14 protein-coding genes are annotated in these 15,317 nt (G+C 59.1%); 7 read left to right on the forward strand and 7 right to left on the reverse strand.

Features of this window, described 5'->3' with window-relative positions:
- The first annotated feature begins 109 nt into the window (after positions 1-109).
- Positions 110-1,858 (forward strand): sugar phosphorylase, encoded by a 1,749-nt coding sequence (locus C6W91_RS13780; protein WP_274837121.1) that lies wholly within the window; start codon positions 110-112, stop codon positions 1,856-1,858.
- 21 nt (positions 1,859-1,879) lie between these two features.
- On the opposite strand, the gene C6W91_RS13785 is transcribed toward C6W91_RS13780, so the two are convergent.
- The 3 genes from C6W91_RS13785 to C6W91_RS13795 are packed head-to-tail and all read right to left on the reverse strand — an operon-like array spanning position 1,880 to position 4,876.
- A complete protein-coding gene (locus tag C6W91_RS13785) occupies positions 1,880-3,100 on the reverse strand; it encodes a glycosyl transferase (protein WP_065270366.1) in 1,221 nt (406 codons plus the stop codon).
- Positions 3,101-3,114: 14 nt separating this feature from the next.
- Positions 3,115-3,888 (reverse strand): HAD-IIB family hydrolase, encoded by a 774-nt coding sequence (locus tag C6W91_RS13790; protein ID WP_370570939.1) that lies wholly within the window; start codon positions 3,886-3,888, stop codon positions 3,115-3,117.
- 13 nt (positions 3,889-3,901) lie between these two features.
- The gene (locus C6W91_RS13795; RefSeq protein WP_274833702.1) at positions 3,902-4,876 is read right to left on the reverse strand and encodes a DUF808 domain-containing protein; all 975 of its coding nucleotides are present in this window, start codon (positions 4,874-4,876) and stop codon (positions 3,902-3,904) included.
- A 262-nt stretch (positions 4,877-5,138) separates the two neighbouring features.
- Here C6W91_RS13795 and gap point away from each other — a divergent pair, with 262 nt between their 5' ends.
- Both gap and C6W91_RS13805 read left to right on the forward strand, forming a co-directional pair.
- Complete coding sequence (gene gap, locus C6W91_RS13800) at positions 5,139-6,140, forward strand: type I glyceraldehyde-3-phosphate dehydrogenase (RefSeq protein WP_274833704.1); 1,002 nt, start codon at positions 5,139-5,141, stop codon at positions 6,138-6,140.
- Between the two features lie 73 nt (positions 6,141-6,213).
- Positions 6,214-6,357 carry a hypothetical protein gene (locus C6W91_RS13805; RefSeq protein WP_165832660.1) on the forward strand — a complete coding sequence of 48 codons (144 nt, stop codon included), beginning with the start codon at positions 6,214-6,216 and terminating at the stop codon, positions 6,355-6,357.
- A gap of 127 nt (positions 6,358-6,484) precedes the next feature.
- On the opposite strand, the gene coaD is transcribed toward C6W91_RS13805, so the two are convergent.
- The 3 genes from coaD to C6W91_RS13820 form a co-directional block, all read right to left on the reverse strand.
- Complete coding sequence (gene coaD / locus C6W91_RS13810; protein ID WP_065270370.1) at positions 6,485-6,979, reverse strand: pantetheine-phosphate adenylyltransferase; 495 nt, start codon at positions 6,977-6,979, stop codon at positions 6,485-6,487.
- 127 nt (positions 6,980-7,106) lie between these two features.
- Positions 7,107-7,541, reverse strand: a complete 435-nt coding sequence (locus C6W91_RS13815; RefSeq protein WP_274837123.1) for a CBS domain-containing protein — start codon at positions 7,539-7,541, stop codon at positions 7,107-7,109.
- Between the two features lie 134 nt (positions 7,542-7,675).
- Complete coding sequence (locus tag C6W91_RS13820) at positions 7,676-8,572, reverse strand: LysR family transcriptional regulator (RefSeq protein WP_065270372.1); 897 nt, start codon at positions 8,570-8,572, stop codon at positions 7,676-7,678.
- A gap of 148 nt (positions 8,573-8,720) precedes the next feature.
- Between C6W91_RS13820 and C6W91_RS13825 the strand changes: the two genes are divergently transcribed.
- Positions 8,721-10,220: a CoA-acylating methylmalonate-semialdehyde dehydrogenase gene (locus C6W91_RS13825; RefSeq protein WP_065270373.1), complete on the forward strand. Its 1,500-nt coding sequence runs from the start codon at positions 8,721-8,723 to the stop codon at positions 10,218-10,220.
- Positions 10,221-10,474: 254 nt separating this feature from the next.
- Positions 10,475-11,071, forward strand: a complete 597-nt coding sequence (locus C6W91_RS13830) for a L,D-transpeptidase (RefSeq protein ID WP_065270374.1) — start codon at positions 10,475-10,477, stop codon at positions 11,069-11,071.
- A gap of 20 nt (positions 11,072-11,091) precedes the next feature.
- Here the strand turns inward: C6W91_RS13830 and C6W91_RS13835 are convergent, their stop codons facing one another.
- Positions 11,092-12,885 (reverse strand): UDP-N-acetylglucosamine-peptide N-acetylglucosaminyltransferase, encoded by a 1,794-nt coding sequence (locus tag C6W91_RS13835; protein WP_274833710.1) that lies wholly within the window; start codon positions 12,883-12,885, stop codon positions 11,092-11,094.
- A 236-nt stretch (positions 12,886-13,121) separates the two neighbouring features.
- Between C6W91_RS13835 and C6W91_RS13840 the strand changes: the two genes are divergently transcribed.
- Together C6W91_RS13840 and C6W91_RS13845 are read left to right on the forward strand one after the other, a co-directional pair.
- Positions 13,122-14,267 (forward strand): acyl-CoA dehydrogenase family protein, encoded by a 1,146-nt coding sequence (locus C6W91_RS13840; RefSeq protein ID WP_274834238.1) that lies wholly within the window; start codon positions 13,122-13,124, stop codon positions 14,265-14,267.
- Between the two features lie 8 nt (positions 14,268-14,275).
- A complete protein-coding gene (locus tag C6W91_RS13845) occupies positions 14,276-15,316 on the forward strand; it encodes an enoyl-CoA hydratase/isomerase family protein (protein WP_274837124.1) in 1,041 nt (346 codons plus the stop codon).
- The last annotated feature ends 1 nt before the right edge of the window (position 15,317 follow it).

Raw genomic sequence — 15,317 nt, forward strand, 5'->3', positions numbered from 1 at the left:
CACGGGCTGCTGAAAAATTGGACACCCCGCGCAGAGCGCGCCTGTTTTCCGGGCCTGCCAATCTGGATAGGCTTGGCCTTGCAGGCTGCAACATGTTTGACTGCCTGTCATGACAGAACCCACCCGATCCCTTCACCGCGCGATCAGCAGCCGCATCGCGCGGATCTATCCCGGTCTCAACGCGGATAATCTTGCCACGCAGATCAACCAGGCCTTCTGGCCGGATCCGTTCAAACGCCGCAAACGCGCCCGCACCCCGGGCAACCGGATGTGGAGCGAAGCGGACGCGCTGGTCATCACCTATGGCAATTCCATCGTGGACGGGCAGCACAAGCCGCTGGATCTGCTGAATGATTTCCTGCGCCGCTACTGTGATGGCTGGCTCAACAGCGTGCATATCCTGCCGTTCTTTCCCTATACCTCAGACGACGGATTTGCGGTGTCGGATTTCTGCAGCGTCAATCCGCAGCTAGGCGATTGGAGCGATATCAACCGGATCGCATATGAGTTCACTCTGATGTCGGATCTGGTGCTCAACCATGTCTCCAGCCAGGGCGCGTGGTTCAACGCCTACAGGCAAGGACAGGCGCCCTATGACAAGTTCTTTTTCGAGGCCAGCCCAGAGGATGATCTGAGCGCCGTAGTCCGCCCACGCACCACGCCGCTGCTGCAGGAGGTCGAGACAAGCAACGGGACGCGTCACGTCTGGTGCACCTTCTCACACGACCAGATCGATCTGGATTTCCGTAACCCGGAGGTTCTGCTGGAATTCCTGCGTATCATTCGCCTGCATCTGGACAATGGCGTGCGGATGATCCGGCTCGACGCAGTGGCCTTCCTGTGGAAGGAGGTCGGCACCCCCTCGATCCACCTGCCCCAGACCCATGAGATCATCAAACTGATCCGGCTTTTGTGCGACAACACCGCGGAAAAAGTGGTTCTGATCACCGAAACCAACGTGCCCAAGGCAGAGAACCTCAGCTATTTCGGCGCCCGTGATGAGGCGCATATGATCTACAACTTCCCGCTACCGCCGCTGATCCTGCATGCGATGATGGCCGGGGATGCCACCCATCTGGTGCAGTGGCAAAAGGCGATGCCACCAGCGCCGCTGGGCTGTGCCTATTTCAACTTTACCGCCAGCCACGATGGCATCGGCATGCGCCCCGCCGAAGGATTGCTGAGCCACGAGGAACAGGAGCGGATGATCGAAACGGTCCGCCATGCGGGGGGCCTTGTGTCGATGCGGGCGCTGCCTTGCGGCGGTGAGTCCCCTTATGAGCTGAACACCACATTCTACGAGGCGCTCACAGAAACCTTTGACGGGCCGGATGCCTTTCATTTTGAACGGTTTATCTGCTCTCAGACCATCGTGATGTCGCTGGAGGGTATTCCCGCCTTCTATATTCACTCCCTGCTGGCGACGCCAAACGATCACGAGGCGGTGGAGAAACGGGGCATGAACCGGGCGATCAATCGGCACCGCTGGGATTACACCGAGCTGCGCGGCCTTCTGGACGATGAAACCAGCCTGCAGGCCCGCGTGATGCGGGAATTGCGCGCGCGGCTGGAACTGCGCAAGATGCAGTCCGCCTTTCATCCCAATGCCACGCAATTCACGCTCAATTCCGGGGATGACCGGGTCTTTACCCTGTGGCGGCAGAGCCTGGATCGCGGGCAGTCCATGTTTGCCTTGCACAACGTTAGCAAGGATGAAATCGCACTGCCATCCCACCATCTGAACCTGATCGAGGATGACACCTGGGTCGACATTCTGACAGGCGAGCATCTGGCAATGATGGATGGTACCATCACCCTTGCGCCCTATCAGTGCCGCTGGATTACAAACGTCAACTAACGCCCTGCAACGACGGCATTATCACTGAAATTCCGCCGTGTCCTGCGCCGCTGCGGCATGCATGTCCCGCAGGAAGGCCGGGTCTGCGGCATGCACGCGGCTCCATGTCGGGATGAAGGGCGTCTCATGCGGGTTATCGAGAAAGAACTGCCCGGCCCGCATGATGTTCTCGGCAAAGAGCTCGATCGAGCGTTCCTCGCTGTGGCGGTCGATGCTGAGACCATTCATCTTGGCATCGGCGTAATAGGCCTCCAGCAGGTCCAGCGCGCTGCGGTAATAGGTGGCTTTCAGGGTCCTAAAGACATTGGTGGTAAAGACCGTGCCATCCGCCGCCAGTTTGCGGAAGATCGATTTGCAGATATCCACCGACATCCGGTTCAGCCCTGCCTCAGCGTCTTCCGGGCTCAGCTCCTGATGTTTGTGATCATAGGAATCGGCGATTTCCACCTGACAGACGGCCTTGGGCGCCAGGTTGCGCCAGGCCTCGGAGAGCACTCCAATCTCCAGCCCCCAGTCCGAAGGGATCCGCAGATCCGGCAGAATGCTGGTGCGCATCGCGAATTCACCGGACAAGGGATAGCGGAAGCTGCGCAGGTAATCGATGTAGTCGCGGTCCCCGATCACCCGTTTAAGCGCGATCAGCAGCGGGCTGACCAGAAGGCGTGTCACCCGCCCGTTCAGCCGGTCCTGCCCGACGCGGGCATAAAACCCTTTGGCCACCTGATAGGGAAAGTTGGGGTTCGCCACCGGGTAAACCAGCCGCGCCAAAAGCTCGTTCGTGTAGGTCAGGATATCGCAGTCGTGAATTGCCATGACCGAGCTGTCTTCGCAGCTCATCAGATAGCCAAGCGAAGACCAGACGTTCTTGCCCTTACCCTGCTCGGTCGGGGCTAGACCCATCGCCTCCAGCCGCGCGCCAAGCGCCTTCATCCGGGGGCTGTCGTTCCAGATCACCACGTGGTTCTGGTTCAGATCCTTGAAGAACTTCTGGGCATGGCGAAACTGCGCCTCATCGGCCCGGTCCAGCCCCACCACGATGCGGTGCAGGTAACGGACCTTGGACAGCTCTGCCACGATATTGGGCATCGCCTCAGTTTCCAGCTCGGAATAGAGACAGGGCAGGATTAGGGAAATTTTGCGTGATTGGGCAAAGGTTTCCAACTCATAGTTCATTTCCTCCAGCGATCGGGTCCGCAGATTGTGCAGCGTCGTGATATTCCCGTTCTGATGAAAATCTACCATGCGGATGTCCGTTCCTATGCCTTGGTTTCTAGCCGGTCCAACAGGTCCATCATGGCCCTGTTCCAGCCCGAAGGCCCAGCCTCATTTGTTCGAATTATGCGGCCTGTGTGTTCTGCGGCCAAGGGCGGCAATGCCGCACGATGCGGATTGGCGATGATGACGCCGAATTCTGCGGCTTCCAGCATCTCGACGTCGTTTGGCGCGTCCCCCAGTGCCACCGTGTGCCGGGCAGGATAGCGTGACAGGACCTCGGCCATCTGGTCCGCCTTGGTGCCGCCAAAGGACAGGGTCAGGAACCGCCCGCCATATCGCGCATAAACACCGAGATCCGCCAACGCTGTTTCAAACTGCGCCCGCTCCGCCTCGGTGCCGCTCCAGATCCCCGGTTCGGAAAACAGCCGCTCGGCAGCACGGGTAGCATCTGCCTGCGGCAGGCCGGTGATCTTTGCAATCTCCGCCACGGACATATCGCCAAACCCCCGGAACTTCTGGCGCAGACCCGACGGAACCCGCTCCAGCGCAGCGCGCGGATCCGGATAAGTCGGCGTAACGCTTTGCCCCAGCAGCCCGGCACCGTTTTCAACGATTGCGGGCCAGTTCGAAAGACCCATTTCCCGTTGCAAAACAGTTATTTCCGATGCGGTCTTACTGCTGGCCAGAACCACGCCTGCGCCCATTTCTGCCAGCCGATCAAGCGCGGGAACAGCGGCCTGCCAGGAATAGCTGTCATGATCCAGAAGCGTCCCATCCAGATCGGAAAACACGACCAATGGCAGCGGTTCTTGCATCGGCTCCACTATCCTAGTGTCCGGCAGGCGATTTGCCGGTCACAGCCGCCAACAACGGCGCAATCACCTTGGTCGCCACAGGGATCAGCACCATGCCCAGAGCCACGCCAAAGACCCCGTCCATCGCGGCCTTTGCCGACCATTCCACTGCCCCGGTCCAGCCTGCAGGCACCGCGTGACCAATGGCATAGGCCCAGTCGTGGATCAGATGCCCCAACCCGCCAAAGCCAAGCTCCTCCAGCCCGTGAATAACGATGGAGCCGCCCACCCAGAGCATTGCAGCGGTCCCCACGATAGTCAGCAGCTTCATGAAGCCCGGCATAGCGTGGACCAGACCGCGCCCCAGCGCCTGCGTCAGGCCCAGACGCCCGTTCTGCGCCATGTAAAGCCCCACATCGTCTGCCTTCACGATCAGCGCGACCGAGCCATAGACGGCCACGGTAATACCAAGCCCCACCAGCGCCAGCGTCGCCGCCTCCATCCAGATCGTTCCCTCAGGAATGGCCGAAAGGGCGATGGTCATGATCTCAGCCGAGAGGATGAAATCGGTCTTGATTGCACCAGCGGCCTTTTCTTCTTCGAGATGCGCCGGATCGCCTGGCTTATCCTCGGGGAAGACATGGGTTTCGTCATGCGGCACAAGGGCATGATAGATCTTCTCGGCGCCTTCAAAACAAAGATAGGCACCGCCCAGCATCAACAGTGGCGAAATTAGCCAAGGCGCCAGATTGGCCAGCAGCAGCCCGATGGGCAACAGGATCACCAGCTTGTTCTTGACCGAGCCCTTGGCGATCCTCCAGATGATCGGCAATTCGCGTTCGGCGGCAAAGCCATGCACGTATTTCGGAGTCACCGCAGCATCGTCGATCACCGCACCGGCGGCCTTGGCGCCCGCCTTGGCTGCCTGCGCCGCAACATCGTCGACCGAGGCAGCCGCCACCTTGGCAATGCCTGCCACATCATCCAGCAGCGCCAGCAAACCGCTCATCGAACATCCCCTCGTAAACCTGCCTTTATTTGCACCCTATCCGATCCACCAGCACAGGCAAGCCGAAGCCCGGGCACGACAGCCCGGGGATTCCCGGCGCATGGCAGCCTGCCCAAATCGTTATCGCCACCAGTCGAAAACCGTTAACGCCACCGGTCTAGTTTTGCGCTAACATGCTGTCATTTCGGCCTTTTTGCCTCTTTAGGGATTTACATAACGGGTCTATATCCGGCGCAAGTTTTGCTCGCCAGGAGACACAGGAATGACCATCAAAGTCGGGATCAACGGTTTTGGCCGCATCGGCCGCTGCACCCTGTCACACATCGCAGCCTCGGGCCGTGACGACATCGAAGTGATCAAGGTCAACGCGACCGGTCCACTGGAAACCGCAGCGCATCTGATCAAATACGACTCCGTGCATGGCCGTTTCCCCGGCGAGGTCAGCATCGGCGACGGCACCATGAACCTTGGCCGCGGCGACATGCAGATGTTCTCGACCTACGACATGAATGAACTGGACTGGGACGGCTGCGATGTCGTTCTGGAATGCACCGGTAAATTCAATGACGGTGAAAAAGCCAAGGCGCACCTGGAGCGCGGCGCAGGCAAGGTGCTGCTCTCCGCCCCCGGCAAAAACGTTGACAAGACCATCGTCTATGGCGTCAACAGCGACCAACTGACCGCCGAGGACCGCATGGTGTCGAACGGCTCCTGCACCACCAACTGCCTGGCCCCGATCGCCAAGGTTCTGGACGAAGGTGTCGGCATCGAAAGCGGCATCATGACTACGATCCACGCCTATACCGGCGACCAGCCAACGCTGGACCGTCGCCACAAGGATCTGTACCGCGCTCGCGCGGCAGCCATGTCGATGATCCCCACCTCCACCGGTGCAGCCAAGGCTCTGGGTGAGGTTCTTCCCAACCTCAAAGGCCGCCTGGACGGTTCCGCCATCCGCGTGCCCACGCCGAATGTCTCCGCCGTGGACCTGACCTTCCGCGCTGCCAAGGAAGTGACCGCCGAGGAAATCAACGCGCTGGTCGCCGAAGCCTCCAAGGGTGCGATGGCCGGTGTTCTGGGCTATGAGCCCGCGCCGCTGGTCTCCACCGACTTCAACCATTCCAGCGAAAGCTCAATCTTCGCACCGGATCAGACCCGCGTGGTCGAAGGCCGCATGGTGCGCGTCCTGTGCTGGTACGACAACGAATGGGGCTTCTCGGTACGTATGGCTGACGTGGCAACCGCGATGGGCCGCCTTAGCTAAGCCCCGTCACGGACTTGAGATTTAGCGCCCGGTCAGGCATATCTGACCGGGCGTTTCTTTTTGGCGGACAGCTATGACCAATCAAATTGCTATTGTCATGGGGATTATCCTGACAGCCGCCATCGCCATCGACGTGGCGCTGTTCGGCAGCGAGCACATGGTGTTTCTCGGCAAGAAGTTGTTCGAACTGATCGACTGGGTTGCGTTCTGGCGCTAAGGCGCGCGTCGCCCGCTGAACCGCATTTGACCCATTGACCCAATAGAAAAAGCCGGGCGAGGCGCCCGGCTTTGTCATTTCGCGGCGGAGCAATGCCCCGTACCCTATCTGGAAACTTCAGACCGGCCTATTTCGAAAGCCGCTTACGAAGTTCGTCGTTGACCTGGGGCGTGACGAATTTCGACACATCGCCATCCAGCCGCGCGATTTCCTTCACCAGTTTCGAGGCAATCGCCTGATGACGCGCCTCGGCCATCAGGAAGACCGTTTCAATCGAGCTGTCCAGGGCCCGGTTCATACCAACCATCTGGAATTCATACTCAAAGTCCGCAACCGCCCGCAGGCCCCGCACGATGATCTGCGCGCCAACATCGCGGGCGCAATGGATCAGCAGGTTCTCGAACGGGTGCGCGACGATCTCGGTGCCGGTTTCCTCTGACAAGGAGGCACATTCGGCCTCGATCATGGCAACACGCTCTTCCAGATCGAAAAGCGGTCCCTTGTCCCGGTTGATCGCCACACCGATCACCAGTTTGTCCACCAATGCGCTGGCGCGGCGGATGATGTCGATATGGCCCAAAGTGATCGGATCAAATGTGCCGGGGTACAAGCCTATACGCATTGGGGGCCCTCCTGCCTCCTCAGAACTCGCGCGCACGCAAACATATTTGCGCCTGTCCTGACAAGAGGGGGAAAATACGGAAACACCTGTTCCGGCACGTCATCTGGCAAGAAAATTTCGCCGAGGCTTAATGCCCCATGATCATGCCTTCCAGAGCGTCCTTTTCCATCGCGACTTCGGCCAGCTTGGCCTTGACCACATCGCCCAGCGAAATCAGCCCGACCATTTTACCGCTTTCGACCACAGGCATGTGGCGGAACCGGCCCTCGGTCATCTGCTGCAGGATATCTTCGACGTTGGATTCGCTGGTGCAGGTCACCAGCTCGCTGGTCATGTAGTCCTTGACTTTGCAGGTCAGGCAGCCAGACCCACTTTTGCCCAGTTCACGCACGATATCGCGCTCGGACAGGATCCCCTCAGCCGTCTCATTGTCGGAAGACACCACCACGGTCCCGATGCCTTTCTCCGCCAGCAGCTTGGCCGCGTCAGAAACCGGAGCCTCAGGAGAAATCGTTACCACCCCGGCGCTTGCCTTGGATTTCAAAATCGATTGAACCAGCATGAACTCTCCTCCACTCGTAATTTTCTTGCGTAAATACAAGCGTTGCCGCAATGCAGATCCAAGTCAAGAACATGTCCAGTCAGTTTTGGAAATAGCTGCGACAATTTGGCAGGAAAGCCGCAGCAGATCCAGCGTCAGGTCAGTGCCTCCAGCCGCGCGACCTCGTCGCGGATCCCCTTGGACAGCGCCTGCGCAAACCGGTTCAAACGCTCGCTGCGCTGATCGCCCTGATGGCGCACCAGATAGAAACTGCGCGACAGGCTGATCTTGTCGGTCAGCACCTTGCGCAAGACCCTATGCGCAGGCAATGAAAAATCATGCGCCACACAAAGCGCAGTGCCCTCGGCCGCCAGTTTGATTTGTACCGAGACCGAGTTGGAGGCCAACGCCACCCGCTCCACCCCCAGATCGCTGAGGTAGTCCAGCTCCCGATCAAAGATCATGTCCGGGATATAGCCGATCATCCGGTGCCCCTTCAGATCCTCAAGTTTTTCCAGCGGCGGGTGCTCACGCAGATAGTGGCGCGACCCCACAAGATGAAGTTTGTAATCAGTAATCTTCTGAACCAGCAGCTGCCCGGCAGTGGGCGCGCTGACGGTCACGGCCATATCCGCCTCACGGCGCGACAGGTTGATGACCCGCGGCAAGGCAACGATCTGGATATCGAGATCGGGGTTTTCGGCGCCAATCGCGGCGCAGACCTGCGGCAGGATATAATTGGCGCTGCCATCCGGCGCCCCGATGCGGATCTGCCCCGACAGCGTGTCGCTGGGACCGCTCAGCGCCTCCTGCCCGGCCCGCATCGCCTGTTCGGCGGTCTCTGCATGGGTCAGCAACCGGTCCCCAGCCGCACTCAGCGCATAACCCTGCGGGGATTTGACGAACAATGGGGTGTCCAATGCAGCCTCGAACCGGGCGATACGCCGCCCGACGGTCGCGGGGTCCATCTTGAGCACCCGCCCGGCACCGGACAGGCTGGCCTCGCGCGCGACCGCGAGAAACACTTTCATATCATCCCATTGTGGGTCCATGCCGGGATCCTCCTCGACGTTCCTGTACCTTATGTTCTTGCCCTGCGATTAACACTTGCGTTCTTGCAAAGCCTTTTTGAAATCTTTCCCCTTTTCCGGTGTTTTTTGCAAGTCTATGTTGCCGCCAAAGCGTATAGGGAGGAATCCGATGCAAGAACTCACCCATTATATCAACGGCGAACACGTCAAAGGCACGTCCGGCCGTTTTGCAGATGTCTTCAACCCGGCAACCGGTGAAGTGCAGGCCAAGGTGCCGCTGGCCTCCAAGGACGAGATGGAACAGGCAGTGGCCATCGCAGCCGCCGCACAGCCCGCATGGGCCGCCGTCAACCCGCAGCGCCGCGCTCGCGTCATGATGAAATTCGTCGACCTGCTGAACCGCGACATGGACAAGCTGGCCGAAGCGCTGAGCCGCGAGCACGGTAAGACCCTGCCCGACGCCGCCGGCGACGTGCAGCGTGGTCTGGAAGTGGTCGAATACTGCATCGGCGCGCCGGAACTGCTGAAAGGTGACTACACCGACAGCGCCGGCCCCGGCATCGACATGTATTCCATGCGTCAGGCCCTGGGCGTCACCGCGGGTATCACCCCGTTCAACTTCCCGGCGATGATCCCGATGTGGATGTTTGCCCCGGCCATCGCCTGCGGCAACGCCTTCATCCTGAAACCGTCCGAGCGTGACCCGTCGGTTCCGCTGATGCTGGCAGAACTGATGGAAGAAGCCGGTCTGCCCAAGGGCATCCTGCAGGTCGTCAACGGCGACAAGGAAGCCGTGGACGCGATCCTTTACAACGACACCATCCAGTCGGTTGGTTTCGTGGGGTCCACCCCGATTGCCGAATACATCTACGGCACCGGCTGTGCGCAAGGTAAGCGCGTACAGTGCTTTGGTGGCGCCAAGAACCACATGATCATTATGCCCGATGCGGACATGGATCAGGCCGCAGACGCGCTGATCGGCGCAGGCTACGGTGCTGCCGGTGAACGCTGCATGGCAATCTCGGTTGCGGTTCCTGTCGGTGAAGAAACCGCCGACCGCCTGATCGACAAGCTGGTGCCGCGTATCGAAAAGCTGAAAGTCGGCCCCTACACCGCAGGCAACGATGTGGACTATGGTCCCGTTGTCACCGCCGCCGCCAAGGAAAACATCCTGCGGCTGGTAGAATCTGGTGTTGAGCAAGGCGCGAAGCTGGTGGTCGATGGCCGTGACTTCAACCTGCAGGGTTATGAAGACGGCTTCTTTGTCGGCCCGCACCTGTTCGACAACGTCACCACCGACATGGATATCTACAAGAAAGAGATCTTTGGCCCGGTTCTGTCCACCGTGCGCGCCAAGACCTACGAAGAGGCGCTTGGCTATGCCATGGACCACGAGTACGGCAACGGCACCGCGATCTTTACCCGCGACGGTGACACCGCGCGCGATTTTGCCAACCGGATCAACATCGGCATGGTCGGCATCAACGTGCCGATCCCGGTTCCGCTGGCCTATCACACCTTTGGTGGCTGGAAGAAATCCGCATTCGGCGACCTGAACCAGCACGGCCCGGACGCCTTCAAGTTCTACACCCGGACCAAGACCATCACCTCGCGCTGGCCCTCGGGCATTCGCGAAGGCGGCGAGTTCAACTTCAAGCCAATGGACTGATCTAGGATCTCATACCGACATGCAAAGCCCTGGCCGAAACGCCGGGGCTTTGTTTTTTCTTTCCTCCACGGGAGTGCCGCGATATCGGGCAGCGGCAAGCAATTGTTGCGCCAGGCCCCGGACCGCATGAACACAAATTCGTGAGGCCACCAAAACCCTCCGGAAACCACTGGCCAAATTCGCTGAAGTGAATATGTTCCCGGACAGACCCCGAACGAAACCGAGCAGTTTCGAAACAGAATACAGGAGGCACCATGACACAACGGATCACCCGCCGGAGCACAATCCTTGGGCTGGCAGGGGCTTTGGCGACCCCGACACTCCTACGCGCGCAATCCACTGATGCCTTCCCCGCCGATGAGGCACCGATCCGCGATCAGACAGCGGTAAAAAGGAACATCTCGGCCTTTACGCAGCAAAACTGGCAGGATCATTTCGACGAGCTAGGTGTGGGCTGCCTGCTGGCGGATGTTGCATCGCGTGCGGTGCATTACTGGGGCGGAGACGGCGAAAGTTACCGCTTGTTCCCCTCTTCCGTGCCGATGAGCGACGAGCTGACCAAGCGCGGCTATACCAAGGTAGTGCGCAAGGCAAAGAATCCTGGCTGGACCCCGACCGCGAATATGCGCGAACGTGACCCCACTCTGCCCCGATATATGGAAGGCGGCCCGGGCAACCCGCTGGGCACCCGCGCCATGTATCTGACTTGGCCGGCCTATCTGGTGCATGGCACCCATGACACCCGCAAGATCGGGCGCCAAAGCTCATCCGGCTGTATCGGTCTTTACAACCAGCACGTCGAGGAGCTCTACGAACTGGTTGAGATCGGAACGCAGGTGCGGATCCTTTAGGATCCGCACAGCGGCCTCTGTCAGTTCAGGGACAGGTGCTTGGGCTTGTATCCTTCCTCATAGCGCAGGATTGCCTTTTCCATCAGGTTCTCGAAGTCGCGAACATACTGCTCCGAGTCATACAGCGGAGTGGTCCAGAGATTGTCCTTGAGACGCTGTTTAATCTCGTTCAGAGCCTCACGATCCGTCGCTAGTTTGTACGCTAGGTCGTAGTACTCCTCTTTTGTCTCGGTCACCAGATCCGGGCACCCTATTGCGGTGACGATGCTGGCTGCGACACGTGCAGCGAACTGTTTGCCAGCCTTGGTCACGATTGGCAGCCCGGACCAGACCGCCTCACTTGCGGTGGTATGGGCGTTACAGTTGAACGCATCCAGGAACAGATCTGCCCGCCCCATCCGGCTCACGTGTTCTACCATGGAAACCCTTGCCGCGAACACCAGCCGTTCGGGTCCGATCCCGCGTGCTTTCGCCTCCCGTAGCAGGTTCTCCTGAATGGTGATGGTCGGCGCAAAAAGCCAAAGCACACTGTCCGGCACATTGTGGAGAAGCTTCGTCCAGACATCGAACTCGGCCGGTGTGACCTTGTTCGGGTTGTTAAGGCTGCAAAACACAAACGCATCTTCCGGAAGCCCCAGTTCAGCGCGAGTAGGCATATCCGGCGAATGCTCCCTTGTGTTGTCATTCACCTGATAACAGTTGGGCATATAGAGAATTTTTTCACTGAAGTGCTGACGCAGCGATGGCGGCACCGTAATTTCATCCCCAATGAAATAGTCCATCGTCGGCAAGCCGCTCGTTCCCGGATAGCCGAGGAAAGCAACCTGAACCGGCGCCACCCGCTCTGCAAATGCAGCCAGCCTGGCGCCTTTCGTATAGGTTTTCATGTCGATTGCGATGTCGACGCCATCCTTGCGCGCCAACTCAGCCATTTCATGATCACTGATATCGCGCACGTTGTGATAGATATCCGCGCTCTCTTCCACTTGCAGTCGCACGGCACTATTTCCAGAACTGCCATAGTCATAGATAATAACCTCAAAGCGCTCACGATCTATTAGATCGAAAAACCGTCCCATCAGGAGCATTGTGGCGTGATCCCTGAAGTCGTCGGAAAAGAAACCGATCCGGATTTTCCGTCCGTGAACGCTGGTCCGGGAGAAACGCTTGTTTTCCTTAATCCGTTTCATCAAATCTCTACACCGCGCTTTGACGCGCACCTTGTGCAACGCCGGATCGTCCGTCAGACCCAAAAGCGTAAATGGCTGCACATCAAGGGGACACCTATCGCCCAAGCGCAAAATCTGCGGCAGCCGGTCAAAGAAACTCCAGTCGCTGTCCTTCATACTGTTATGAGCCCAGTTATAACCAGAATAGGCATCACTCGGATCGGTATTATGTGCTGCCTGGAAAAAACCTTTGGCATCGTGGGAGTTCCCCATGAGCCCCAGCAGGCTTCCGATCGAGTTCAACACTTGAGTGTCCAGCGGGTTGACACCCATGGCAGTCATGTAGGTTAAAAGCGCGTTATCCTTATCATCCTGCTGCAGGTAAACATCGCCTGAAAGCCGAAGAAGGACAATGTCTTCGGGATAGATCGACAGAGCCTCGTCAAGCATGGCACGTGCGGCGTTGTAGTCGAGCGAGACCACCAGATCCATCGCGTCGTCAATGTACTTCCGCGCAGTTTTTACGGTGCCAGCCTGACTGCCTTGCTGAAATCCAGCCTTCTTTTGCGTTTCGAACATCGCCAACCCTGCTGTTACCGACTGATTCGACGCGTTTTTCTGAAATTGGAAATCGAATTTTGACATGGATCTCTTCCGAAGTTCTGACAGTTCTATGATACCGTTCGCCGGCACATGGGCGTGTGTGCACTCTATGGCCGCGGTTCCTAAGAATTGGTTTCCGAAATCAAAATTCGCCTTAAAGGTGTGCCGCGGCCATTCCTGCAGCACGGCTTTGCAATTGCACAGCTTGCTCTGAGAGGCGCCTGCGGATAAGTAAATAAACAACCGTTCAATTCACACCGCGCCAGGGAGGACACGACGTGGATTTCGCTTTGACAGAAGAACAGACCGCCATTTTTGACATGGCTCATGCCTTTGGTCAGGACAACATCGCCCCCTTTGCCCGCCAGTGGGAAGCTGAAGGCACCATTCCCAAAGATCTGTGGCCCAAGGTCGGTGAGTTGGGCTTTGGTGGGCTTTACGTCAGCGAAGAAGGCGGCGGATCCGCTCTGACGCGTCTTGACGCCACGCTGGTGTTTGAGGCACTTTCGATGGCCTGCCCCTCGGTCGCGGCCTTCCTGTCGATCCATAACATGTGCGCCAAGATGCTGGACACCTTTGCCAGCGACGAAATGAAGGCCCGCGTGATGCCCGACGTTCTGACCCTCAACACGGTGCTCTCCTACTGCCTGACGGAACCCGGTTCGGGGTCCGACGCGGCGGCGCTGAAAACCCGCGCTGAAAAGACCAACGAAGGCTACACCCTGAACGGCACCAAGGCCTTCATCTCGGGCGGTGGCTATTCCGACGCCTATGTCTGCATGGTGCGCACCGGCGAGGATGGCCCCAAGGGGATCTCTACCGTCTATGTCGAAGACGGCACACCGGGCCTGTCCTTTGGTGGGCTTGAGGACAAGATGGGCTGGAAGAGCCAGCCCACCGCCCAAGTTCAGTTCGACGACTGCAAGATCCCCGCGAACAACCTTGTCGGCGAAGAAGGCAAGGGCTTCAAATACGCCATGATGGGCCTTGATGGCGGACGCCTGAACATTGCGTCTTGCTCGCTCGGTGCTGCGCAGACCGCGCTCAACATGACCCTGCAGTACATGAGCGAGCGCAAAGCCTTTGGCCAGTCGATCGACCAGTTCCAGGGGCTTCAGTTCCGCCTTGCGGATATGGAGATTGAACTGCAGGCCGCGCGCACCTTCCTGCGTCAGGCGGCGTGGAAGCTGGATCAGGGCGCACCGGATGCGACAAAGTTCTGCGCCATGGCCAAGAAATTCGTCACCGAAGCGGGATCGAAGATCGTCGATCAGTGCCTGCAACTGCACGGTGGTTATGGCTATCTGGCGGATTACGGCATCGAGAAACTGGTGCGTGATCTGCGGGTGCACCAGATCCTTGAGGGCACCAATGAGATCATGCGCGTGATCGTGGCCCGCCACATGCTGTCTGAAAACCGCTGAGGCCGGGGATGAGCGATATCGACATTCGCGTGACCGGCTCAGCGGGCCGGATCACCCTCACCCGCGAAAAAGCGCTGAATGCCCTGTCCTATGACATGTGCATGGCCATTGATGCGGCGCTGAAGGACTGGGCAACCAATGATGCGGTCAAAATCGTCGTCATCGATGCAAGCGGTGAAAAGGCCTTTTGCGCTGGTGGTGACATTGCCGAGCTTTATGCCACCGGCACCAAGGGCGATTACGGCTATGGGCGCACCTTCTGGCGCGACGAATACCGCCTGAACGCGCGGATCTTTGAATACCCGAAACCTGTGGTCAGCTTCCTGCAAGGCTTCACCATGGGCGGCGGCGTCGGCATCGGCTGCCACGGCACTCATCGCATCGTCTGCGAGAGCAGCCAGATCTCCATGCCCGAGACTGGCATCGGCCTGATCCCCGACGTGGGCGGCACGCTGATCCTGGCGCTGGCGCCGGGGCGCTTAGGCGAATACCTCGGTCTGACTGCGGGCCGGATGAAGGCCGCCGACGCGATCTACGCCGGTTTTGCCGACCACTATATCCCGCAGGAGAAATGGCCCGGGCTAATCACCGCGCTGGAGCAGGACGGCAACCCCGATATTCTGGCAAACGCCGCCGAGGCCGCGCCCGATGGCACACTGGAGTCCATGCAGGGTGATATCGACCGGCTGTTTGCCGGGGAAACCCTGAATGACATCCTCACCGTCCTTGAACAGGACGGCTCGGAGTTCGCCGCCACCGCGCAAAAGCCGCTGATGCGCAATTCGCCGCTGTCCATGGCCGCGACTGTGGAAATCCTTCACCGGCTGCGGGGCGCGACCCTGACCATCCGCAAGGCGCTGGATCTGGAGTATCGCTTTACCTATCGGTCGATGGAAAAAGGCGACTTTCTGGAAGGCATCCGGGCCCAGATCATTGACAAGGACCGCCAGCCCAAGTGGCAATACGCGGACCGCTCCGTGCCAGCCGTTGCCGTCAGCCAGATGCTGATGCCGCTGGGCGCAGACGCACTGACATTTGAGGAGGAGTAAC

This window comes from Phaeobacter sp. SYSU ZJ3003 (assembly GCF_041300735.1).
GTDB classification, from domain to species: Bacteria; Pseudomonadota; Alphaproteobacteria; order Rhodobacterales; family Rhodobacteraceae; genus Phycobacter; species Phycobacter gallaeciensis_A.

Excerpts from the sequence above, each read along its gene's own strand:
- C6W91_RS13815 (WP_274837123.1), bottom strand. The coding sequence starts at position 7,541 with ATGCTGGTTCAATCGATTTTGAAATCCAAGGCAAGCGCCGGGGTGGTA.
- C6W91_RS13820 (WP_065270372.1), bottom strand. The coding sequence starts at position 8,572 with ATGGACCCACAATGGGATGATATGAAAGTGTTTCTCGCGGTCGCGCGC.
- C6W91_RS13835 (WP_274833710.1), bottom strand. The coding sequence starts at position 12,885 with ATGTCAAAATTCGATTTCCAATTTCAGAAAAACGCGTCGAATCAGTCG.
- C6W91_RS13795 (WP_274833702.1), bottom strand. The coding sequence starts at position 4,876 with ATGAGCGGTTTGCTGGCGCTGCTGGATGATGTGGCAGGCATTGCCAAG.
- C6W91_RS13825 (WP_065270373.1), top strand. The coding sequence starts at position 8,721 with ATGCAAGAACTCACCCATTATATCAACGGCGAACACGTCAAAGGCACG.
- coaD (WP_065270370.1), bottom strand. The coding sequence starts at position 6,979 with ATGCGTATAGGCTTGTACCCCGGCACATTTGATCCGATCACTTTGGGC.
- C6W91_RS13780 (WP_274837121.1), top strand. The coding sequence starts at position 110 with ATGACAGAACCCACCCGATCCCTTCACCGCGCGATCAGCAGCCGCATC.
- C6W91_RS13805 (WP_165832660.1), top strand. The coding sequence starts at position 6,214 with ATGACCAATCAAATTGCTATTGTCATGGGGATTATCCTGACAGCCGCC.
- C6W91_RS13785 (WP_065270366.1), bottom strand. The coding sequence starts at position 3,100 with ATGGTAGATTTTCATCAGAACGGGAATATCACGACGCTGCACAATCTG.
- gap (WP_274833704.1), top strand. The coding sequence starts at position 5,139 with ATGACCATCAAAGTCGGGATCAACGGTTTTGGCCGCATCGGCCGCTGC.
- C6W91_RS13790 (WP_370570939.1), bottom strand. The coding sequence starts at position 3,888 with ATGCAAGAACCGCTGCCATTGGTCGTGTTTTCCGATCTGGATGGGACG.
- C6W91_RS13845 (WP_274837124.1), top strand. The coding sequence starts at position 14,276 with ATGAGCGATATCGACATTCGCGTGACCGGCTCAGCGGGCCGGATCACC.
- C6W91_RS13830 (WP_065270374.1), top strand. The coding sequence starts at position 10,475 with ATGACACAACGGATCACCCGCCGGAGCACAATCCTTGGGCTGGCAGGG.